This window comes from Arthrobacter sp. OAP107 (genome assembly GCF_040546765.1).
In the GTDB taxonomy this organism is placed as follows: Bacteria; Actinomycetota; Actinomycetes; order Actinomycetales; family Micrococcaceae; genus Arthrobacter.
Genome location: NZ_JBEPOK010000001.1, coordinates 411,219 through 430,616 on the forward strand (window position 1 = coordinate 411,219; position 19,398 = coordinate 430,616).

Here is a 19,398-nt window from a genome sequence, read left to right on the forward strand (position 1 = left end):
ATAAGGTGGCTTGGGGAGCGGTGCAATACTGGATTGCGCCGGGCCTCGGCCTGGTCCCTGTTTTCAGGGCAGCAGACACGTCGCCCGGGCCCGGACTGTTTACTGCTCCGGGACATGTCAAAGGCCATCATGTGGAACTGAGGTAAAAGTGAATTCAGCCGCTGCAATCCCTGTCACCGCCGTTCGTGTGGCCGAGCTGCTTCCCGAAGGCGAGCCGATGCCCGTCTACGTGCACATCATTGACCACCCCGAAGCGCGTGTGCTGGTTGACACCGGCTTCACCGAACTTCATCCGGCGGTCGCCGATATGGATCCGCGCCTTTGCCCGTTGAACGAGCAGGACTTCGACATCCGAGGTGTCGACATCGTCGTCAACACCCACCTGCACTTCGACCACTGCGGAGGCAACCACCTCTTTGCGGGCAAGCCCATATACGTCCAGCGTCAGGAACTCGACGATGCGCGCAACCAGGATGACTACACCATCCGCGAATGGGTCGACGCGCCCGGAGTGCAATACGTACCGGTAGATGGCGAGTTTGAACTGCTTCCGGGCCTACGACTCCTTTCGGCACCGGGGCACACCCGGGGCTCGCAGATTGTTGTCATCGACGGAGGCCAAGGCCCGACTATTATCGCTGGAGACACAGCAGTGCGGTTCGACGACCTCGACTACCCCCGGACCGAGGGACAACGACTGGTGCGCTCTCTGAACCCTGAAAGGGTTTGGCTCGCGCACGAGCACAAGCCATGGTCCGAGGCCAAGCCCCGGTAGTTCGCGTCGCGCAGACGCCCCGCACTGCGGGACGCCTGCTTTGGAATCGGCGCTGACGCTCAGGACAGTGCACCCGCAAGGTGGCCGGCGGTGAGGGGCAGGCGCTGCCCGTTGATCTGCTCTGCCTCCAGGTGGAAGGTCCGCTCGACAGCATCGGCAAGGACACTGACATCGGTGAAGCCCGGAAATCTCCGCTCCGGCTGGGCTGCGCGCATGCGGTCATCGACCAAAGCCTTGACGACAAAGACCAGGGCGGCCGAGTGCTGAGCGGAGAGGCTTTCGTTTCCGCCCTGCAGTTGCCGGAAACCGTCGGCCACGGCGAGGGTCCATGCCTCTGCGGCAGACTTGACGGCAGCATAGGCGGCACCGTCCGCCGTCGGCGAGGAAGCGGACTGCGCGGAAACGATGGCCAGGCGTCCGCCCGGGGAAGCAGCCAGGTCATCGTAAAACGCGCGGCTGGTGTTTCTCAGGGTGGTGAGGACACTGGTGTGCAGGAAGTCCCAGTCGTCGTCCGCCTGGCCTTTGATGCCCTGACCGCCGCGCCACCCTCCTACAAGATGGATAAGGCCGTCAACGGGACCGAAATCCTGTCGGACAGATTTCGCCAGGTCTTCAACGGCTTGCAGGTCCGCGAGGTTACAGACGTAGCCTGTGACGTTGTCATACATGCCTGAGAGCTCCTGCACGCGGTCCTCAAGAATGTCCACGGCGGCCACGTGTGCCCCCGACTGCGAGAGGGTGCGAACCACCGCAACGCCGGCAGCGCTTGTGGAGCCGGCGACGACGACCGTACGCCCCGAGAGGTTCTGGCTCATGCGCCTGCCTCGCCCTCAGTCTTCACAGGGCTCTTACCGGTGATCCCGGCAGTTGATTCAATGACCGGGCGCATCTTCTTCTCCAGTGCCTCGTAGAACATTGACAGGGGAAATTCGTCATCAAGGACCTGGTCCGTCAGTCCCCGGGGAGGGCCATCGAGCGGAAGGGCATCCGGTCCCTTGGCCCAGACGGAGGACGGGCTTGGGGTGAGGGTTTCCGAGACGAGCTGATAGGAAGCCAGCCAGTGTGCGGTCTTCGGCCGGTCGATCGAACGCCAGTAGAGTTCCTCGATGCGGACACCCAGCTCGACGACCACGCCGGCAACGTTGTTCCAGTCGATGCTCAGCTTTCCATCGGTCCAGTGCAGGACCCGGTGCTGGTGCATCCAGGCGAACAGCAACTGGCCGCCCACGGCGTCGTAGTTGCGGACCCGATTCCCGGTGATCGCGAAGCGGAAAATGCGATCGAAGATCACCGCGTACTGGACCAGCTTGGCGTGCTTGCGGGCGTCGTCGGAAGCCGTTTCGTCCCGCTCGATGAGGACTGATTCGCGGAAGGCGGTCAGGTCACAGCGAAGCTCCTCGAGGGAGTAGAGGAAATACGGCATCCGCTGCTTGATCATGAACGGGTCAAAGGGCAGATCGCCGCGCATGTGCGTCCGGTCATGGATTAGATCCCACATCACGAAGGTCTTCTCCGTGAGGTGTTGGTCCTCGAGCAATTCCGCGGCGTCAGCCGGCAGGTCCAGTGCAGTAATGCCGGCAGCAGCTTTGAGCACACGACGGAACCGGGCAGCTTCGCGGTCGGCGAAAATGCCTCCCCAGGTGAATGACGGGGTGCTCCGGACCGCCACGCTCTCGGGGAAGAGCACTGCTGAGTTCGTGTCATAGCCGGGCGTGAAATCGGCGAAGCTGATGGGGACGAACAGCTTGTTGGAGTAGTTTCCTGCCTCCAGTTCAGCGACGAAAGCTGGCCAAATAACCTCGACGAGGACGGCCTCAAAGTAGCGGTTGGTGCTGCCGTTCTGCGTATACATGGGAAACACCACCAGGTGCGGCAGCCCATCGATGCGCCAGTGCTCGGGATGGAATGCTACCAATGAGTCGAGGAAATCAGGTACGACGAAGCCCTCGGACGCCCACCGCCGGAAGTCCTGCACGAGCAGTTCAAGGTATTTCCTGTCATGGGGAAGGTGGGGACGCAGCTCGTCGATTGCGTCAGTAATGGCGCTGACGTTCTGGCGGGCCCGGTCGTGCTCAGCGGGTTCCGGAACGGAACCGTCCTGGGCTTGAACCTGCTGCAGTCCAATGACGGCTGTCTTTAGAGCCTGCCATGCCGGGAGTGCCTTGAGATCTTCTGCCCGGGTGGTTGTCACTTCGGGGCTTGCGATGACAGACATGTTCGTTCCTTCCGTTGAGCGGTCCCGAAGAACGTAGCAATGGCTAAGCATGGATGATGTGTTTTTTCGACAAGAATAAGAAACTCTTGTGCTCAGTCCGGCTTCGCCTGGACCTATCCGTAAGACTTCGAGCGTTCACCCGGGCAACATTCGCTTCGCTAACGGGCTCGTTCTTTCCATGTGTTAGCTTGATCACCGTCCTTCCCGGCCGGGCCCGCCGGAAAGCTCAAACCACCGCAGCTACCTTCCCGGAGGCATCATGGGACTCAGCTCCCTCACGCAAGCAGATAATCGGGCGATCGCTCCCGGCCCCCCTGAAGCCGGTCCGCGCTTCAGCTCAGGACTGTGCCTCGGTACGGGGAACCCGAGCCGCCCCGCATTGACGCCCCTTGGTGGTGTTGCATGACACCAACGAGCACAACTTCCACAGAAATCAAAGACGATGCAGTGGCACAACCCGGATACGCCCCAGCCACAGGTGCGGCTCGCGGGTCCGACGAAACCGCCAACGAACTCAAGCGCGGGCTAAGCAGCCGCCACCTGCAGATGATCGCGATAGGCGGTGCGATCGGTACTGGGCTGTTCGTGGCCTCGGGCGGCACTATTTCCCAGGCGGGCCCAGGCGGTGCGCTGGTCGCCTACGCGCTGGTTGGGCTGATGGTCTTCCTGTTGATGCAGTCGCTGGGGGAGATGTCGGCCAAAATTCCGGTCGCCGGTTCCTTCCAATCCTTTGCCACCCGTTTTGTATCCCCGTCCTTTGGGTTCGCGATCGGCTGGAACTATTGGTTCAACTGGGCCATCACTGTGGCCGCCGAACTGGTCGCGGCTGGAATCATCATGGACTTCTGGTTCCCGGGGGTCCCTGGCTGGGTGTGGGCCGGGATCTTTCTAGTGGTGCTGACCGGGCTCAACGCCCTCTCGGCGAAATCCTTCGGTGAGTCAGAGTTCTGGCTTTCCCTCATCAAGGTCACCGCAGTGGTGCTCTTCCTGATCGCCGGTGTGCTGATGATCTTCGGCATCCTCGGCGGCAACTCCCCGGGGCTCAGTAACTGGCAAACCCGGGATGAAGTGTTCCACGGAGGCTGGGTGTCGATCATCTCGGTCTTCATGATTGCCGGATTCTCCTTCCAGGGCACCGAGCTGGTGGGCGTGGCCGCAGGCGAAGCCAAGAACCCGCGCCGCGAGGTGCCGAGGGCTATCCGCACCGTCTTTTGGCGCATCATGCTCTTCTACATTGGTGCCATCTTCATTATCGGTTGCCTGATCCCGTTCACCGATCCGAGCCTGTTGGCTTCCGGCGAGGCCGATGTTGCGGCATCGCCGTTTACCCTGGTCTTCTCACGCGCCGGGATCGCCTTCGCCGCGGCCCTGATGAATGCGGTCATTCTGACCGCCATCCTGTCCGCGGGAAACTCCGGACTCTACGCCTCCACCCGGATGCTTTACGCCATGGCCCACGACGGCATGGCCCCAAAGGTCTTCGGCCGAACCAACGCGCGCGGCGTGCCGATCCCGGCGCTGCTGGCGACCGCGGCCGTGGGGCTCTTCGGGTTCCTCTCCGCAATCGTCGGTCAGGGCGCGGCCTACTCCTGGCTGCTGAACATGTCAGGCCTGTGCGGCTTCATCGTCTGGGCGGGGATCGCGGTCTCCCACTACCGTTTCAGGCGAGGCTTCCTGGCGCAGGGGAACAAGGTCAGCGACCTGCCGTACAAAGCATCCCTGTTCCCCACCGGCCCACTGTTGGCCTTCGCCCTGCTGATACTGGTCATCGCGGGACAGAACTACGAGGCTGTGCTTGCAGGGCGAGTGATGGAGGTGCTTTCCTCCTACATCGGGTTGCCGGTCTTCATCGCCCTCTGGCTGGGTCACCGCTTCATCACCAGGTCCAAGGTGGTGCCGCTGCTCGAGATGGATCTCGCTGCACCCGAGGACATTTAGTACGAACCTAGCGGCGGGCACCCAGTGACCCCGCAGGGCTACCCTACGCATTGATCGGGCAACCGGTAAGCCGGGCGGGAACTGCACCCGGCTTCCCGGTTGCACCTTTCATTGGCCGACGGGTGTGACGCCTGCAATCAGTGCGGGTCCCCCCGCGCCAACCTTTCCTCAAGGAATACCCCGCAGAGTGGTAGCGGCCGGACGGGCTTCATTTCGGATCGGGAGGACGGCAATGAACATCAGGCGCACTAACCTGTCGGCAGCGGCACTGCTTGGGGCCCTGGCGATGGCCGGCTGCGCCTCATCAACCCCGGCGCCAACAGTCACGGTGACCGCGGCGCCCGCCACGGCGCAGGCAACGAAGGCCGTAGCCAAGCCCGCGGCCCAGAAGTTCAAGGCAGCCGCCAGTGGCAAGCTCCTGGCGGCCCGGCTTATGGCACGCGCCCACCCGAAGGACGCCGGAGTCAAGATCACCGGGGTGGAGTGCAAGAACTTTCCGAATATCAAGGTGGGCACCCACACCGACTGTCAGGCGAGGGTCAACGGTGCCAAGCGCGGGTATCTCGTCACGTTCACCGAACGCGACGGGCACTATGTCGTCAAGGCGCAGAAGAAGACCTGGTAGCCCGGAGGGGGCAGGCTACACTCGGGAGGACCTGCCGCGGACGAAGTGGAAGATCAGGACCACCACGGCGATAACCAAAAGCAGGTGAATCAGCCCGCCGCCGATGTTGCCGAGCAGGCCGAGAAGCCAGAGAACCGCAATAATGATGGCTATCCAAAGCAACATGACAGTCTCCTTTGTTTGTCGCGAATGGCAACGCTAATTTCGCGTCCCTGCCGCTCCATCGGTGGTGCTTCCACAATATGCCTGCATCTGGTTGCCGGAAATAGCCATGCCCGCCTATTTGCCCAGAACCCTCTGGTCAACTAGAGCTCAGGATGTCGACCGCGTGTCGAACGCCGCAGCCGATTCCCGCAGCAGGCGCGCGACGGTATCCACAGGGGTACTGGCTGACCGCCGCCGGTCGAACCGCCGCAGAACGATGCGCCGCGTACCCAGCCCCGGGACGTCCAGGATATCCACCCCGGCCTGATTGATGCCGCTCAACGCCAGGGTGGGCACGATGGCGACGCCCTCGCCCGCAGCGACCAGCGCCAGCGCGGTCAGCGTGTCCTGGTACTGGTGCACGGTCTCCAGTTGGGCGCCCGTTGATTCACGGAGCCGGCCGAGCACTGAGGCGTTGGCCGCAGATGAGTCGACGCCGAGCCACGGCAACGGCAAGCGGCCAAGGTCGATGTTCTCGGTGCTGAGCAGGGCGCCCGCGGGAACCACCAGTTTCCAGGGCTCGTCCAGCAGGGGTTCTTCGGTCATCCCGGCGGTAAGGGAACGGTTTCCGGCCGTCGTCGAATCGAGTTCCACCACTACGGCGTCGAGCGCGCGCTGCCGGAGCAGCCGCATCAGGGCGGGGAAGTCGTCCTCGATCATCCGGATCTGAAGCTGCGGGTACTGGACGCGCCACTCGGGCAGGCGCGGGATCACCACCGTACGGACGAAGCTGGTGAATCCGCCCACCCGCACCACTCCTGCGATCTTCGCACCGCCTTCGATCCGGGCGCGGGCCACGCTGAGTGCGCGTTCGATCTCCTCGCCGGCTTCTGCAATGGCCAGGCCGGCGGGTGTCAGGACAGAGCCTTTGGGTGTGCGGACCACCAGCGCGTGCCCCGTCTCGTCCTCCAGTTTATTGAGCTGCTGGGACACCGCCGAGGGTGTAATTCCCAGTTCGTCAGCCGCGGCGAGCACCCCGCCTGTGCGGGCAACTGCGAGAAGAACCCGCAGCCTGCGCGGATCGATATCCATGTTAAGTAGTTCTAAACCATATCTTCAGTGGAATGCAATTGATCTAAAGTTACTTCTTCCTCATAATTGCTGTTAAAAGTACAGGTAAGGGATACAGTCCGGCCGTCCACAACATGGCCGGAGGGCTGGCAGATGCTGTTCGAACCACCACTGATCCCATTGGCAATGGAGCCACTTCCGAAACACTTTACATACAGCCCTCATCTCCACTCCGTCCAGTGAATGGCAGCCGGGCATCAACCCTGAAAGGACATCATGGAACTGCTGTGGGAAATCTCCGGTTGGGCAGGCGCGGTCGCCATTCTGAGTGCATACCTGGCTGTGTCCATGGGTTGGCTGAAGGCCGGCAAGGGCTTCCAGATCGCGAATCTCCTCGGTTCATGCGCCTTCATTATCAATGGCGCCTTCCATGAAGCGTGGCCCTCTGTGGTCACGAACGTCGCCTGGTTCCTCATTTCCGCGGTAGCGCTGGTTCGCATGCGCTCCCAGCAGGTGCCCCCCGCGCCGGCTGTCGAGCCTGCGCCGGTGCAGTTTCCCGGCGTCCCCGAAACCGGCCAGCTGGCCATCGTTGAGGCACCCCAGGCCCGCTGCGCTTAACTGAAAGACGACGACGGCGGGACGGCCCGCCGTCGTCCGCTTGAGGACGATTCCCCTTATGATTTCGGTACCGCCGTATTCCAGGGAGTGACGTGCGAGGTACATCGGTCCGGCGGAAATCCGCCGCATGGCAGGCTTGGCTCTGGCTGATCGGAGCCGGCTTCGCTGTGCTGCTCGGCGGCATCGTCTTCGGCCTGCAGAAGACCGGCCCGCTCTGTGGCAGCCCGCTGATGCCGGACAGCCGCGCAGCTGAAGCATTCGACGCGCTGCACCGCGGCGCCGGAGCAGCCGCGGGCTGCTACCGCAGCATCGGGGCCGCAGCGGTTCCCACCTGGATCCTGATTGCGCTGGGCGTCGTCCTGGTACTGGCGGGCGTGACCGTCCGGATCGTCGCCATCAGCCGGTCTGCTCCCACATCTTAGAAGTCAGACCCGGCTTAGAAGTCAGACCCGGCTCAGAAAACAGGCGGCGGCACACCGTAAGGAGCCGTTCACGCAGAGGTCGCCGCGCCGTCTGCTGCCGCCTGCGTATAGGAGGCTGACACCCGGCGGTAGACCGGCGTCAGGAAAGCCGCCAGCGCGGCCGCGATCATGATGATTCCGGCCACCAGGAACACCAGGGCGATGCCCCGCGAGGTGCCCTCGCCCAGGAGCGGGGCCAGTTGCGCGGCACCCTCGGCGGACCGCGCGTACGGGATGATCCAGAACTGGGCGATCGGCGCGATGAGGAAGGCGGTGACCGGCGCCGCGGCCGACTCGAAGGCCATGGCGAACCCGAACACCCGGCCCTGGCGGGGGAGCGGCACCACCTGCTGGATGACTGTCTGCTCGGCGGCCTCCACGAACGGTATCAGCACCAGGTACAGCCAGATGCCCGCGACATACAGCCAGGCCCATTCCCGCAGCGTGAACACCGCGCCGAGCAGCCCCATCACGGCCACGGCGATGAGCAGCGTCCGCAACGGGTTCCTGCCGAGCCCGAATTTGCCGATCAGTGCACCGCCCACGATGAATCCGGTGGAGCCGAGCGCGAAGACGGCGCCCCACGTCTCCACGGAAAACATTTCCAGTCCGTACGGATCCATCAACGCCATGTAAACGCCGCCGATGAAGTTGTTGAACGTCGAAAACAGGATGAGCGCGAACAGCCCTGCGATGGCCAGCACGGCAGCGAGTGAACCGCGCAGATCGAATCCGCCCTGGGCATCCGAGGCGGCCGCGCGCACTTCCTCGGGCATCCGCAGGGTAAGCAGGTGCGCGAACGCCAACGCAGTGAGCACCAGGGCGACGACGATGGTCCAGCCCATGCCCAGCAGCCCGACGGACAGCCCGGAGAGCAGCGAGGTGACGATGAACATCAGCCCCTGCACCATGCCCACCAGCCCGTTGGCGTTGGCCCTGCGGTCCGGCTCGATGAGGATGGTGACCGTCGTGGACAGCGCGATGTTCCGCGTGTTTTCCACCACCGCGCCCACCAGGATGATCAGCGTGAAGAGCCAGAACCAGGGCTGCGACAGGTCCAGGATCAGGGCTGTGGGTGCCAGCAGGAACATGACTCCGGACAGCATGAACATCACCAGGGTGAAGCCGGCGGCGAAGCGCATCACCGCGAGCTTCCGGTAGCGGTCCACGAAGGTGCCGAAGCTGATGCTGGACAGGGCGATCAGCAGCATGTAGACGCCACCCACCACCCCCGTGGCGATCACATTGCGCGTCTCCAGATACACCCAGAAGGTCAGCGCGAACCAGAGGTAGCTGGTGGTGATGTTGGCCAGCGCGGTGTTCACCAGGATCCCGGCGAAGGTGCGGGAACGCTGTGCCGGACTGCGCAAGGAGGTATCGACGGCGTCAGGATCGGTCAGACGGGGAGCCTCGGCATCCTGGACCGGGGCCGGTTCCTGCTCGGTCATGCGTCCCAGTGTACTGACCGCTGACGGGCACGGTCACTAACGCGAACGGACACTTGGGCCCCAAAAAGCAGGGCCGCAAGTGTCCGTTGGCGCTGTTCAGTTCGACTCAGCGTGCCGCGGCTACCGGCTGTTCCTGAAAGGCAGGCACCACATGCTCGATGAATAGCTCGAGCGAGCGCTTCTTCTCCCCGTGCGTGAGGCTGTTGTCGGACCAGAGGCTGAACTCGGTGACGCCGAGGGCCTCGTAGTGGCGGAGCCGTTCAATGACTTCCGCGGGTGTGCCGATCATCGCCGTCCGGTGCAGGGACTCCGGCGTGAACTCGGGGCGGTCGGCGAACTTCTCTTCGGGGCTGGGCTCAAGGAAGCCGTTCTTCGGCGTCGTCTTGTTGCCGAACCAGGCATCGAACGTCCGGTAGAACTTCTGAATGCCCTCGGCCGGACGCCGCCAGCCCTCGGGCTCGTCCGCGGGGTGGACGTGGGTGTGGCGGAGCACCATGAGGTCCGGGCGGGGCACCCCGGGGTTGTTCTCCACGGCGGTGTCGAACTTGCGCGCGAGGTCCTCCACCTCCTCGTCGCCCTTCATCAGCGGCGTCACCATCACGTTGCAGCCGTTGGCGACTGCGAACTCGTGCGAGGAGATGTCGCGGGCGGCGATCCACATGGGCGGCGTCGGCCTCTGCAGCGGCTTCGGGACGCTGGTGGACGTCGGGAACTGCCATACCTCGCCGTCGTGCGCGTAGTCACCTTCCCAAAGCGCTCGCACGGCCGGGACCATCTCGCGCAGGTGCTTGCCGCCGTCGACAGCTGACATGCCGCCCATGAGCCGGTCGAACTCGAACTGGTACGCGCCGCGGGCCAGTCCCACTTCCATCCGGCCGTTGCTGATGACGTCCAGCAGCGCCGTTTCGCCGGCCACGCGAAGCGGGTTCCAGAAGGGCGCGATGATGGTGCCGGCGCCGAGGCGGATACGCGAGGTGCGGGCCGCCAGGTACGCGAGCTGCGGCATCGGGCTGGGGGAGATGGTGTACTCCATCGAGTGGTGCTCACCGATCCAGACCGTGCTGAAGCCGCCGGCCTCGGCGATGAGGGCGAGTTCGGTCAGGTTCTCGAAGCACTCGCGGTGCGAGACGGACTCGTCCCAGCGCTCCATGTGGACGAAGAGGGAAAAGCGCATTAGGAACTCCTGCTTTCTGCCGCTGCCGGGTTGCGTTCGGCGATGGTCTGGTTGCCGCGGGACCAGTGCTCGTGCTCAATCTCGCGGATGATGACGGTGGTGTTTTCCGGTACCGCGCCCACGGCGTTCTCCGCGGCGCGGTGCAGCTCGGCGATGAGCGCGCGGAGCTGCTCGGGGGTCCGGCCCCGGGCGATGGAAACTTCGATAAGAGGCATATCAACTCCTCATGATGAAGGGATCGGCGATGGGGGACTCGTCCGTGTTGATCCAGATGCTCTTGAGCCTGGTGTACTCGCGGATGCTTTCGATGCCGTGCTCCACGCCGACGCCGCTGGCCTTGAACCCTTCGCGCGGGGACGCCGGGGACATGGCGCGGTAGGTGTTGACCCACACCGTTCCTGCCTCCAGCCGGCTGGCCATCCGGTGTGCCCGCGCCAGATTGGTGGTCCAGACGCCGGCGGCGAGGCCGTACTCGGTGTCGTTGGCGAGCCGGAGCACCTCTTCCTCGGTTTCGAAGGGCATGATCGCCGCGACCGGGCCGAAGATCTCCTCGCGCACCACGCGCATGGAATTGTCGACGTCGGTCAGCACGGTGGGCTCGAAGAAGTACCCGCCGAGCGGAATGTTGGGGCGGCCGCCGCCGGTCAGGATGGTGGCGCCCTCCGAGACGCCCAGGTCAACGTAGCTGGCCACCTTGTCCCGCTGGTCCTGGAACGCCAGCGGGCCAAGCTCGGTGGCGTCGAGCAGCGGGTCGCCGATCACGATGCTGCGGGCACGGTTCGCGACGCGTTCCAGCAGTTCGTCGTAGACGGACTTGTGGGCGAAGACGCGGCTTCCCGCGATGCAGGTCTGGCCTGCCGCGGCGAAGATGCCTGCCACAACACCCATGGCCGCATTGGTGACGTCCGCATCCTCGAATACGATGTTCGGTGACTTGCCGCCCAGCTCCAGGGTGGAGCCGATGAAGCGCGATGCCGTGGACGAGGCGATCCGCGCGCCGGTGCTGGTGCTGCCGGTAAACGAGATCTTGGCCAGGCGCGCGTCGTCCACGAGAGCCGCACCGGCTTCTGCGCCAAAGCCCGTGACCACGTTGATCACGCCGGCCGGGAACCCTGCCTCGTCGGCAAGCGCGGCCAGCCGGAGGACGGTGGCTGAGGTGTATTCGGATGGTTTGATGACAATGGTGTTGCCGGCCGCGAGGGCTGGTGCCAGCTTGCTGGTGGTCAGCGTCAGCGGTGAGTTCCACGGCGTGATGGCACCCACCACGCCCAGCGGTTCGCGGAGCGTGTAGTTGAGGATGGCCGGCGTGGAACCGGGGATGGTGTCGCCCTGGATCTTGTCGGCCAGCCCGGCGTAGTAGTAGTAATACTCCGGCATGGACGCCAGCTGCGCCCGCATCTCCCGCAGGAGCTTGCCGTTGTCCTGGCTTTCCATCCGGGCGAGCTCATCGGCGTGCTCACCGACCAGGTCACCGAGCCGGCGGAGCAGGTGCCCGCGCTTGGTCTGGCTCAGGTTCCGCCAGCTGGGGTTCTCGAAGGCTGCGGATGCCGCTGAGACAGCCATTTCGACGTCGGCAGCGTTGCCCCGTGCGGCCTGGTACAGCACGTCGAGGGTCGCCGGGTTGGTGCTGTCGAAGTAGTCGCCGGACGACGGCGGGACAAATTCCCCGTTGATGAAGTGGTTGTAGCGGCGTTCAACGGACATGTGAATGCTCCTTGATGAAAGCGGTAAGCGTGTTGGCGAGCTCGTGGGGACGTTCCACCGGCATCATGTGGCGGGCGCCGCTGATGACGGAGTAGGTGCAGCCGGGGATGGCCCGCGGCCAGCCGCGCGCTCATCCCGGGCGTTGACCCTGGGTCCAGCTCGCCGGTCACGGCGTGGGAAGGAACGGTGATCAGGGGCAGTTCGGCGGCGATTTCCGCGTCTGCCGTGGCGAACACGCGGTAGCAGGCCAGGAAGGACTTCGGGTCGTTCTTCAGCAGGACCTCGCGGGTCGCTTTGACCGTCTCCGCCGGCACGGCGGACCCTTCCGGATACCAGCGGCGGATCGATGCCTCCACGGTTGCCGGGAAATCCGATCCCGCCGAGGCGAGCCGCACCATGACGGCGGCGTGCTCCTCGGAGGTGCGTGCGCAGACCGAGGCCACCGACACCAGGCTGGCGACCAGGTCGGGCCGGAACCTGGCCACGTGCTGGGCCACGAGGGCGCCCAGCGAGAAGCCCACCAGGTGAGTATCCGGCTCGAGCCGTTCGGCGACGTCCGCCGCGAGCTCGGCCAGCGTTACCCCTTCGGGAGCCTTTGGCCGGCTCCCGTGGCCCCAGGAGTTCCAGGACCTGGACGTCGTATTCCGGTTCAAGGAATTCGCGGAGGGGGCCCCACATCGACCCGTCGAGGCCGACGCCGTGGATGAGGGCTATGCGGTCGCGGCTCACGGCGGCTGGCACCTACTTCGTTTCGGTGGCGAACGCTGCCAGGCGCTGCTGGGGCCGTCCCTGGGCAGCGGCGGCGAGGGCGATCACGATCTCATCGGCGTGCGGTGCGTCGTTGATCCGCACCTCGATGCTCTGGTGGTGCGAGCGGATGGTGGCGTCGGTGATGTGCTTGAGCGGGATGTCGAAGACAACACCTGCCGGGCCGCGCTTTTCCACTGCGGGTAGGAGCGTGGTGGCCTTGGCGGCGTCGCGGAAGTGGTTTCCGAAGGCCAGCGTGTGAATGAGCCCGGAGCCGTGCTCGATTTCGCCGTTCAGGCCCACGATGGCGGCCTTGCCGTACGCTTCGGCCGGGGACCCGAGGGCTTCGAGGACGCGGGGCGCGAGCAGCGCGCCGATGTCGGAGGCGTTCCCGTCGATGCCGGCGGAGAGGTCCTCCACGAAGCCCTGGCCGGCCCAGGGGTTCTTGACGATGGCTGCGACGACGGCGACCCGTGCGGCGGGGCTGACCTCGCGGCCACCTTCGATGAGGACGTCTTCGGTCAGGGTGACGATCTTACGGATGCTCATGAAACAAGTTCTCCTAGGGTGTCTGCTTTGACGATGGGGTCGGTGAGGCGGTCACCGATGCGGGAGTGGGGGCGGGGCCCGGTTGAGGCACCGAGGACGACGACGATCTCACCCGGGCGGGGTGCGTCACCGATGCGCGTGGTGATGGTCTGGTAGTGGGTGCGGGTTGCTGCGGCGTTCTTGTGCCACAGGGGTACGACGAGGGAGGCGCCCGCGTCGCCGCGGTCGTCGGCGAAGCAGATGATGGATTCGCCTTCGAAGAACTCACGGACGAGATTGCCGAAAAACGGTGTGTGGATGAGCGCAGCGCCATGCTCGATTTCACCGTCCGTGCCCACAATCGCCGCCTTGCCGAAGGCCTCGATGGCGTCAACGCCGCCGAGGTTGGCAGCGAGCACCTCGGTGAGCTTGCGCGCCAGCACCGGGGCCAGCTGCACCACCTCGTCGCTGAGATCGTCCGTCGGGTTGCCGCCCAGCCAGGGGTTGCTGACCACGGCTGCTGCCGTGGCGCGGACGGCGGGAACGGCGGGGGAGGCGCCGTTCTCGAGCAGGATTTCCTCGCTGTAGTACACGATCTTGCGGATGCCGGACCCGTGCTCGTTCGTCATCGGATCACTTCAATCATGGAGAAGCGCATGGCTTCCTTTCGTGGGTCGTTGGTTCAGTGCCGGCGGTCTTGCGCCGGGTCGGTCAGGGCCTCCCGGGATGAGGCGTGAACGTGGTTCCTCATGGCGGACTCGGCCCCGAAGGGGTCTTTGTGTTCGATCATGTCCAGGACGGCGCGGTGTTCGCGGGTGGAGGCTTCGAGCCGGCCCGGATGTTCAACCGTGCGCAGGACCAGCCGCTGGTAGGCGAGCTGGTTCATGAGCCGCTCGTAGTGCTCAACAAGCTTGCGGTTGTCCGAGCCGCGGACGATCGTCCAGTGGAACTCATGCACCAGCCGGGCATAGGCGTCGGTGTCATGGGTGAGCGAAGCCATTTCTGACTCCTCAAGGTTCCGCCGCAGGACGGCCAGCTCCTGGACCTCGCCGCGGCGGGCGAGCAGGGATGCCGCCAGTCCCTCAAGGGACTCCTTGAGCTGGAAGAGCTCGATGATCTCCCTGCGGGTGGGTTCCCGCACAAAGGTGCCAACCTTCGGGCGGATTTCCACCAGACCCTCATGCTGCAGCTGTTTGAGCGCTTCCCGGATCGGGGTCCGGCTCACGTCGAACTCCTGGGCGAGGAAAGCCTCGGGGACGACTGCGCCCGGGGGAAAGTCTCCTCCCAGGACGAGGCGGCGGATCCGGTCCAGGAGCCCGTCCCGGTCAGCTGCTTCCCTGACTACTTCGAGATCATCTTGCATACATGAAAGCGTATGTTGCATGCATCAGCAGCGTCAACAGGTTCGAGCATTCTTTTCGAAAACTCTTTGTTTTCAAGGAAATCCGCGGATTTCCGTATTCCTCTTGACCTTAGGATGTGAGCTGGCTTACCGTCGTTGGTATGCAACAGACCTTGGAACCGCTCATCACATCGGCTTGGCTCGCGGCCTGGGACAAGGGAGACCTTGATGCCCTCGATGGCCTCGTCGCCGCCGGCTACACGCGCACCAGCAAGGCGACGGGTGCAACTGTCGACCTCGCTGGCCTCAAGTCAGAGATCGCCGCGGTCCGGGAAGCATTCCCCGACCTGCGCACCACGGTCGATGACGTCGTCGAAGGGGACGGCACCGTCGCCGTCTTCTGGACCTCCACCGGCACGCACACCAATGAATACCTTGGAGTTCCGGCAACGGGACTCACCGTCCAGACCCGGGGTTCGAACATCCTGGTCCTCGAGGACGGGAGGATCGTCAGGGAATCAGTGACCTGGGACGGCAGCGAACTGCTCGCCGGCCTCGGCATCCGGCCCCTGCGCGGCATCGCGGCGCCCGCCGTTTCCGACGGCGACGACTTCCCGGAACTCGACCCGGACCTGATGAAGGCCTTCAACCGGCAGTTCATCACCGGCGTTACCGTCGTGACCACCAAGGAAGGCGAAACCCCCAAGGGGCTCGCGGCCAACTCCTACTGCTCTGTCTCGCTCGAACCGCCGCTGGTGCTCGTTTGCGTCCAGAAGACGTCCAGCACCTACCCTGCGCTTTTCTCCTCGAGCCACCTCGGCATCAACATCCTGGGGACTGAACAGCTGGACACGGTGAAGGTCTTCGCCTCGAAGGCCGCGGACAAGTTCGCCGAGCTCGACTGGCATGAAGGGCCTAAGGGAAGCCCCCTCCTGGACGGCTCTGCAGCTTCCCTGGAGGCCGAAATCCAGGAACGGTTCCAAGCCAAGACCCACACGGTCTTCATCTGCCGGGTCCGCCATGCGGAAACCAGCAGCACCGCACCCATGGTCTACAAGGCCGGACGGTTCTTCGACGGCGCTGAACTCGCCCAACTCTAAAGTTCCGGCGCGGCTGACCACCCTCGCACAGGAAACCAGCCGCGCCGACCCAATCTGCTCTCAAGCAGCGCACCTAGGTGCGCATCCCACAATAGGACAACAATGAGCCCAGAAACCATGAGCGCCGCCGAAAACAGCGTCGCCGAAGACCGCGGTTACCGCGACAGCCTCACCAAAATCGAGCCCTACGGCATCGAGCACATCCCCGACGTCGAACGCCACGGGAAGCCCCGCTCCCAGTTCTTCCTCTGGTTCGCCGCGGGAATGAACTTCCCCATCGTCGTCCTCGGCTTCAGCGCCACCTACTTCGGCCTTCCGTTCTGGGCCGCAGTCCTGGCCATCGTCCTCGCCGGCGTGACCTCCTCGGCAGGCATGGGATACCTGTCGGCCATGGGAGTCCGGCTGGGCGTTCCCCAGCAGATGCAGGGCCGGGGACCGCTCGGTTTCATCGGCAACCTGTTCCCCGTGGCCTACGTGAACGTGTTCGCCGGCATCGGCTGGGCCGCCGTGACAGTCATCCTCGGAGGCCAGGCCATCGCCCTGCTGACCGACATTCCGTTCTGGGTCTCCTCCCTGATCCTCATGGGCATCCAGCTCGGCGTGGCGGTCATCGGCTACAACCTGATCCACTTCCTGCAGCGCATCCTGTCGTTCGTCCTGGTGGTCGGCTTCGTGTTCATCACCATCGTGGCAGCGGCCAACGGAAAAGTGATCAACACCGCCAACGAATCCGCCCCGGGCTTTGACGGGATCGGCGGCTGGATCATCTTCTTCGGCTGGTTCTTCTCCTTCATCGTGGCGTGGATGCCGTTCGCGTCCGACTACTCCCGCTACCTGCCCAACACTCCCGGCAACCGGCGCGGCGCCGGCTGGGCCACCATGTCCGGCAACTTCGTCACCCTCGTCTGGATGGGCATCCTGGGCACCCTGCTCGGATCGACCACCACCGCCTCCGACAGCATCGGTGCGCTCAAGGAGCTCATGGGCCCCTGGGCCGCCGTCGGCCTCGGCGTCGTCGCACTGTCCTCCTTCACCCAGAACTTCCTGAACGTCTACGGCGGCGCCATCTCCATCCAGACCATGGGCGTCCCCGTGAAGCGCCATACCGCCGTCGTCTTCATCTGCGTCGCTTCCTACCTCGTGGCGCTGTGGGGCCAGACGGGATTCAACAGCGGCTTCACCGCCTTCCTCAACCTGACCGCCTACTGCATCGCCCCGTATGTCGCCGTCCTGGTGTGCGACTACCTGTTCGGCGGCCGGCGCACCGAACGTGGCCTGCGCGAGCTCTTCGACAAGAGCCGGAAGTTCGAATGGGGCTTCGTGGCCTGGGCCGCCGGCGTCGTTCTCTCCTCCCCGTTCTGGATGTCCTCGATCTACACCGGCCCCATCGCGGCCGCCTTCCCGCAGATCGGTGACCTGTCCTACTACGTCGGTGCCGCCGTCGCAGCGGGTGTCTACTTCGCCACCCACCGGCGCCAGCGACTCTCCGGACGGGAAATGCTCGACCGCAGCGCCGCCGCCCAGACCCTGTGAAACAACCCGCTGTGGATCAGGCCGGTTCCCGTCAGACTCCGAAGCCTGGGACATCACCATGGATGTCCCAGCTGGGGCAACCGTGATCGATGCATCGACGTTCTCCAAGTGGGGACCGGAGCTCGCCGCCGTTGTGCCCGAAGGCGGCGAAATGGTCCTCACCGGGGTGGCCACGGACTGCTGTGTCCTGTCCACCGCCCTCGGCGCCCTGGATGCCGGACGCTTCGTCACCGTCGTTTCCGACGCCTGCGCCGCGGTCAGCGACGAAGCCCAGCAGCAGACCCTGGCCCTCCTGCAGCTGCTCTCGCCGATGTGCGAGGTGGTCACCAGCCGGGAACTCCTCGCGCGAGCCACGCCGGCCGAGCGGACCTGACCAAGAGCTACGCATAGTAAGGAGCCCGATGTGGCTGAAGGAAACAATATGACCACCGAACGTGAGGCCGGACTGCTGGCATCAGTTCCCACCGGGCTGCTGATCAACGGCGAATGGCGCGACGCCTCCGGCGGCGGCACGTTCGACGTCGAAGACCCGGCAACCGGGGAAGTCCTGGCCACGCTGGCCTCGGCCACCAGCGAGGACGCGCTCGCCGCGCTCGATGCAGCGGACGCCGTCCAAGCGACCTGGGCACGGACCGCCCCGCGCGAACGGGCCGAGATCCTGCGCAGGGCGTTCGAGCTGGTGACCGGGCGCGCCGAGGACTTTGCCCTGCTGATGACCCTGGAAATGGGCAAGCCGCTCGCCGAGGCGCGGGGCGAGGTGGCCTATGCTGCCGAGTTCCTGCGGTGGTTCGCCGAAGAGGCGGTGCGCGATTATGGCCGCTATCTGACCACCCCCGAGGGCAAGAACAAGATCCTGGTGCAGCACAAGCCGGTGGGACCGTGCCTGCTGATCACGCCGTGGAACTTCCCGCTGGCGATGGCCACCCGCAAGGTGGCGCCCGCCGTAGCGGCCGGATGCACCATGGTGCTCAAGCCGGCAAAGCTTACCCCGCTGACCTCGCAGCTTTTTGCGCAGGTGATGATCGAGGCTGGGCTGCCGGCCGGGGTGCTGAACGTCGTCTCGTCGTCGTCGGCTTCATCCATCTCCGGTCCCCTGCTAAGGGATTCCCGCCTGCGGAAAGTCTCCTTCACAGGTTCGACGCCGGTAGGCAAGCAGCTGATGGCGGAGGCGTCCCGGAACGTGCTGCGCACCTCGATGGAGCTCGGCGGCAACGCCCCGTTCATTGTGTTCGAGGACGCCGACCTGGACAAGGCAGTGCAGGGCGCGATGGCGGCCAAAATGCGGAACATGGGGGAGGCCTGCACCGCCGCCAACCGGTTCCTGGTGCACGAGTCCGTTGCGCAGGAGTTCACGGCCAAGTTCGCCGGGGCGATGAAGGCACTCCGCCCCGGCCGCGGCACCGAATCCGGCGTCACGGTGGGACCGCTGATCGACGGCGGCGCGCGCAAGGACGTCCACGCCCTCGTGGAGGACGCTGTCACTGCCGGTGCAACTGTCGTGACCGGCGGCGCGCCCGTGGATGGCGCCGGCTACTTCTACCAGCCCACGGTCCTGGCGGGCGTCGCCAACACCGCGGAGATCCTGCGCACCGAGATCTTCGGCCCGGTGGCGCCGATCACCACGTTCGTCACGGAGGAACAGGCCATCGCCATGGCCAACTCCACCGAGTACGGCCTCGCCGCGTACCTGTACAGCCGCGACTTCAACCGGCTCCTGCGCGTGTCCGAACGGATCGAGTTCGGCATGGTCGGCTTCAACGCGGGTGTCATCTCGAACGCCGCGGCACCCTTCGGCGGGGTGAAGCAGTCCGGCCTGGGGCGTGAAGGCGGCTCCGAAGGCATCGCGGAGTACACCACCACTCAGTACATCGGCATCGCAGACCCCTACGCGTAGATCCACGGCATGGCGCGAACGGACACTTGTGGCCCCAGGGAAACGTTTCCCAAGGGCCACAAGTGTCCGTTCGCGCTTCCA

Annotated in this window: 20 protein-coding genes and 1 pseudogene; 9 read left to right on the forward strand and 12 right to left on the reverse strand. The window is 64.9% G+C overall.

Annotated features, from left to right (window positions below; translation table 11 throughout):
- Positions 1-148 precede the first annotated feature (148 nt).
- A complete protein-coding gene (locus tag ABIE00_RS01815) occupies positions 149-775 on the forward strand; it encodes an MBL fold metallo-hydrolase (protein WP_354255981.1) in 627 nt (208 codons plus the stop codon).
- A gap of 59 nt (positions 776-834) precedes the next feature.
- Here ABIE00_RS01815 and ABIE00_RS01820 read toward each other — a convergent pair whose 3' ends face one another.
- Positions 835-1,590 (reverse strand): SDR family NAD(P)-dependent oxidoreductase, encoded by a 756-nt coding sequence (locus ABIE00_RS01820; protein WP_354255984.1) that lies wholly within the window; start codon positions 1,588-1,590, stop codon positions 835-837.
- Positions 1,587-2,990 (reverse strand): DUF6421 family protein, encoded by a 1,404-nt coding sequence (locus tag ABIE00_RS01825; protein WP_354255987.1) that lies wholly within the window; start codon positions 2,988-2,990, stop codon positions 1,587-1,589. The genes ABIE00_RS01820 and ABIE00_RS01825 overlap by 4 nt, the downstream gene beginning before the upstream one ends.
- A gap of 402 nt (positions 2,991-3,392) precedes the next feature.
- Here ABIE00_RS01825 and ABIE00_RS01830 point away from each other — a divergent pair, with 402 nt between their 5' ends.
- Both ABIE00_RS01830 and ABIE00_RS01835 read left to right on the forward strand, forming a co-directional pair.
- Entirely contained in the window at positions 3,393-4,928 is a 1,536-nt protein-coding gene (locus ABIE00_RS01830; RefSeq protein ID WP_354255989.1) for an amino acid permease, read from the forward strand.
- Between the two features lie 232 nt (positions 4,929-5,160).
- Positions 5,161-5,553 carry a hypothetical protein gene (locus ABIE00_RS01835; RefSeq protein WP_354255992.1) on the forward strand — a complete coding sequence of 131 codons (393 nt, stop codon included), beginning with the start codon at positions 5,161-5,163 and terminating at the stop codon, positions 5,551-5,553.
- 15 nt (positions 5,554-5,568) lie between these two features.
- Here the strand turns inward: ABIE00_RS01835 and ABIE00_RS01840 are convergent, their stop codons facing one another.
- Positions 5,569-5,718 carry a lmo0937 family membrane protein gene (locus ABIE00_RS01840; protein WP_104137503.1) on the reverse strand — a complete coding sequence of 50 codons (150 nt, stop codon included), beginning with the start codon at positions 5,716-5,718 and terminating at the stop codon, positions 5,569-5,571.
- A 147-nt stretch (positions 5,719-5,865) separates the two neighbouring features.
- Positions 5,866-6,789, reverse strand: a complete 924-nt coding sequence (locus tag ABIE00_RS01845; protein WP_354255995.1) for a LysR family transcriptional regulator — start codon at positions 6,787-6,789, stop codon at positions 5,866-5,868.
- Positions 6,790-7,044: 255 nt separating this feature from the next.
- Between ABIE00_RS01845 and ABIE00_RS01850 the strand changes: the two genes are divergently transcribed.
- Positions 7,045-7,386, forward strand: a complete 342-nt coding sequence (locus ABIE00_RS01850; RefSeq protein ID WP_354255997.1) for a CBU_0592 family membrane protein — start codon at positions 7,045-7,047, stop codon at positions 7,384-7,386.
- 92 nt (positions 7,387-7,478) lie between these two features.
- Complete coding sequence (locus tag ABIE00_RS01855) at positions 7,479-7,808, forward strand: hypothetical protein (protein ID WP_354256000.1); 330 nt, start codon at positions 7,479-7,481, stop codon at positions 7,806-7,808.
- A 68-nt stretch (positions 7,809-7,876) separates the two neighbouring features.
- Here ABIE00_RS01855 and ABIE00_RS01860 read toward each other — a convergent pair whose 3' ends face one another.
- From ABIE00_RS01860 to ABIE00_RS01895, 8 genes and pseudogenes are all read right to left on the reverse strand, one after another.
- Positions 7,877-9,295 carry an MFS transporter gene (locus ABIE00_RS01860; protein ID WP_354256003.1) on the reverse strand — a complete coding sequence of 473 codons (1,419 nt, stop codon included), beginning with the start codon at positions 9,293-9,295 and terminating at the stop codon, positions 7,877-7,879.
- A 106-nt stretch (positions 9,296-9,401) separates the two neighbouring features.
- Complete coding sequence (locus tag ABIE00_RS01865) at positions 9,402-10,469, reverse strand: LLM class flavin-dependent oxidoreductase (protein ID WP_354256006.1); 1,068 nt, start codon at positions 10,467-10,469, stop codon at positions 9,402-9,404.
- The gene (locus tag ABIE00_RS01870; RefSeq protein WP_354256008.1) at positions 10,469-10,684 is read right to left on the reverse strand and encodes a tautomerase family protein; all 216 of its coding nucleotides are present in this window, start codon (positions 10,682-10,684) and stop codon (positions 10,469-10,471) included. Before ABIE00_RS01870 ends, ABIE00_RS01865 begins: the two co-directional genes overlap by 1 nt.
- A 1-nt stretch (position 10,685) precedes the next feature.
- A complete protein-coding gene (locus ABIE00_RS01875; protein WP_354256010.1) occupies positions 10,686-12,173 on the reverse strand; it encodes an aldehyde dehydrogenase in 1,488 nt (495 codons plus the stop codon).
- Positions 12,174-12,322: 149 nt separating this feature from the next.
- Positions 12,323-12,826: pseudogene (locus ABIE00_RS01880) on the reverse strand (alpha/beta fold hydrolase); the annotation flags it as partial.
- 88 nt (positions 12,827-12,914) lie between these two features.
- A complete protein-coding gene (locus tag ABIE00_RS01885; RefSeq protein ID WP_354256013.1) occupies positions 12,915-13,469 on the reverse strand; it encodes an amino acid synthesis family protein in 555 nt (184 codons plus the stop codon).
- Positions 13,466-14,077 carry an amino acid synthesis family protein gene (locus ABIE00_RS01890; RefSeq protein ID WP_331570447.1) on the reverse strand — a complete coding sequence of 204 codons (612 nt, stop codon included), beginning with the start codon at positions 14,075-14,077 and terminating at the stop codon, positions 13,466-13,468. Before ABIE00_RS01890 ends, ABIE00_RS01885 begins: the two co-directional genes overlap by 4 nt.
- Before the next feature lie 53 nt (positions 14,078-14,130).
- Positions 14,131-14,811, reverse strand: a complete 681-nt coding sequence (locus ABIE00_RS01895; protein ID WP_331570445.1) for a GntR family transcriptional regulator — start codon at positions 14,809-14,811, stop codon at positions 14,131-14,133.
- Between the two features lie 140 nt (positions 14,812-14,951).
- On the opposite strand from ABIE00_RS01895, the gene ABIE00_RS01900 reads away from it, so the two are divergent.
- The 4 genes from ABIE00_RS01900 (at position 14,952) to ABIE00_RS01915 (ending at position 19,317) form a co-directional block, all read left to right on the forward strand.
- A complete protein-coding gene (locus ABIE00_RS01900; RefSeq protein ID WP_354256017.1) occupies positions 14,952-15,890 on the forward strand; it encodes a flavin reductase in 939 nt (312 codons plus the stop codon).
- Between the two features lie 102 nt (positions 15,891-15,992).
- Positions 15,993-17,423 (forward strand): purine-cytosine permease family protein, encoded by a 1,431-nt coding sequence (locus tag ABIE00_RS01905; protein ID WP_331570441.1) that lies wholly within the window; start codon positions 15,993-15,995, stop codon positions 17,421-17,423.
- Positions 17,424-17,481: 58 nt separating this feature from the next.
- Positions 17,482-17,796 carry a cysteine hydrolase family protein gene (locus tag ABIE00_RS01910; RefSeq protein WP_502914183.1) on the forward strand — a complete coding sequence of 105 codons (315 nt, stop codon included), beginning with the start codon at positions 17,482-17,484 and terminating at the stop codon, positions 17,794-17,796.
- A gap of 48 nt (positions 17,797-17,844) precedes the next feature.
- Positions 17,845-19,317 (forward strand): NAD-dependent succinate-semialdehyde dehydrogenase, encoded by a 1,473-nt coding sequence (locus ABIE00_RS01915; RefSeq protein WP_354256023.1) that lies wholly within the window; start codon positions 17,845-17,847, stop codon positions 19,315-19,317.
- The last annotated feature ends 81 nt before the right edge of the window (positions 19,318-19,398 follow it).

What these genes read in the sequence shown, in the direction of transcription:
- ABIE00_RS01900 (WP_354256017.1), top strand. Translation starts at nt 14,952, where the DNA reads ATGCAACAGACCTTGGAACCGCTCATCACATCGGCTTGGCTCGCGGCC.
- ABIE00_RS01860 (WP_354256003.1), bottom strand. Translation starts at nt 9,295, where the DNA reads ATGACCGAGCAGGAACCGGCCCCGGTCCAGGATGCCGAGGCTCCCCGT.
- ABIE00_RS01905 (WP_331570441.1), top strand. Translation starts at nt 15,993, where the DNA reads ATGAGCCCAGAAACCATGAGCGCCGCCGAAAACAGCGTCGCCGAAGAC.
- ABIE00_RS01870 (WP_354256008.1), bottom strand. Translation starts at nt 10,684, where the DNA reads ATGCCTCTTATCGAAGTTTCCATCGCCCGGGGCCGGACCCCCGAGCAG.
- ABIE00_RS01910 (WP_502914183.1), top strand. Translation starts at nt 17,482, where the DNA reads ATGGATGTCCCAGCTGGGGCAACCGTGATCGATGCATCGACGTTCTCC.
- ABIE00_RS01915 (WP_354256023.1), top strand. Translation starts at nt 17,845, where the DNA reads ATGACCACCGAACGTGAGGCCGGACTGCTGGCATCAGTTCCCACCGGG.
- ABIE00_RS01865 (WP_354256006.1), bottom strand. Translation starts at nt 10,469, where the DNA reads ATGCGCTTTTCCCTCTTCGTCCACATGGAGCGCTGGGACGAGTCCGTC.
- ABIE00_RS01835 (WP_354255992.1), top strand. Translation starts at nt 5,161, where the DNA reads ATGAACATCAGGCGCACTAACCTGTCGGCAGCGGCACTGCTTGGGGCC.
- ABIE00_RS01895 (WP_331570445.1), bottom strand. Translation starts at nt 14,811, where the DNA reads ATGCAAGATGATCTCGAAGTAGTCAGGGAAGCAGCTGACCGGGACGGG.
- ABIE00_RS01885 (WP_354256013.1), bottom strand. Translation starts at nt 13,469, where the DNA reads ATGAGCATCCGTAAGATCGTCACCCTGACCGAAGACGTCCTCATCGAA.
- ABIE00_RS01875 (WP_354256010.1), bottom strand. Translation starts at nt 12,173, where the DNA reads ATGTCCGTTGAACGCCGCTACAACCACTTCATCAACGGGGAATTTGTC.
- ABIE00_RS01820 (WP_354255984.1), bottom strand. Translation starts at nt 1,590, where the DNA reads ATGAGCCAGAACCTCTCGGGGCGTACGGTCGTCGTCGCCGGCTCCACA.
- ABIE00_RS01850 (WP_354255997.1), top strand. Translation starts at nt 7,045, where the DNA reads ATGGAACTGCTGTGGGAAATCTCCGGTTGGGCAGGCGCGGTCGCCATT.
- ABIE00_RS01830 (WP_354255989.1), top strand. Translation starts at nt 3,393, where the DNA reads ATGACACCAACGAGCACAACTTCCACAGAAATCAAAGACGATGCAGTG.
- ABIE00_RS01890 (WP_331570447.1), bottom strand. Translation starts at nt 14,077, where the DNA reads ATGACGAACGAGCACGGGTCCGGCATCCGCAAGATCGTGTACTACAGC.
- ABIE00_RS01825 (WP_354255987.1), bottom strand. Translation starts at nt 2,990, where the DNA reads ATGTCTGTCATCGCAAGCCCCGAAGTGACAACCACCCGGGCAGAAGAT.
- ABIE00_RS01845 (WP_354255995.1), bottom strand. Translation starts at nt 6,789, where the DNA reads ATGGATATCGATCCGCGCAGGCTGCGGGTTCTTCTCGCAGTTGCCCGC.
- ABIE00_RS01840 (WP_104137503.1), bottom strand. Translation starts at nt 5,718, where the DNA reads ATGTTGCTTTGGATAGCCATCATTATTGCGGTTCTCTGGCTTCTCGGC.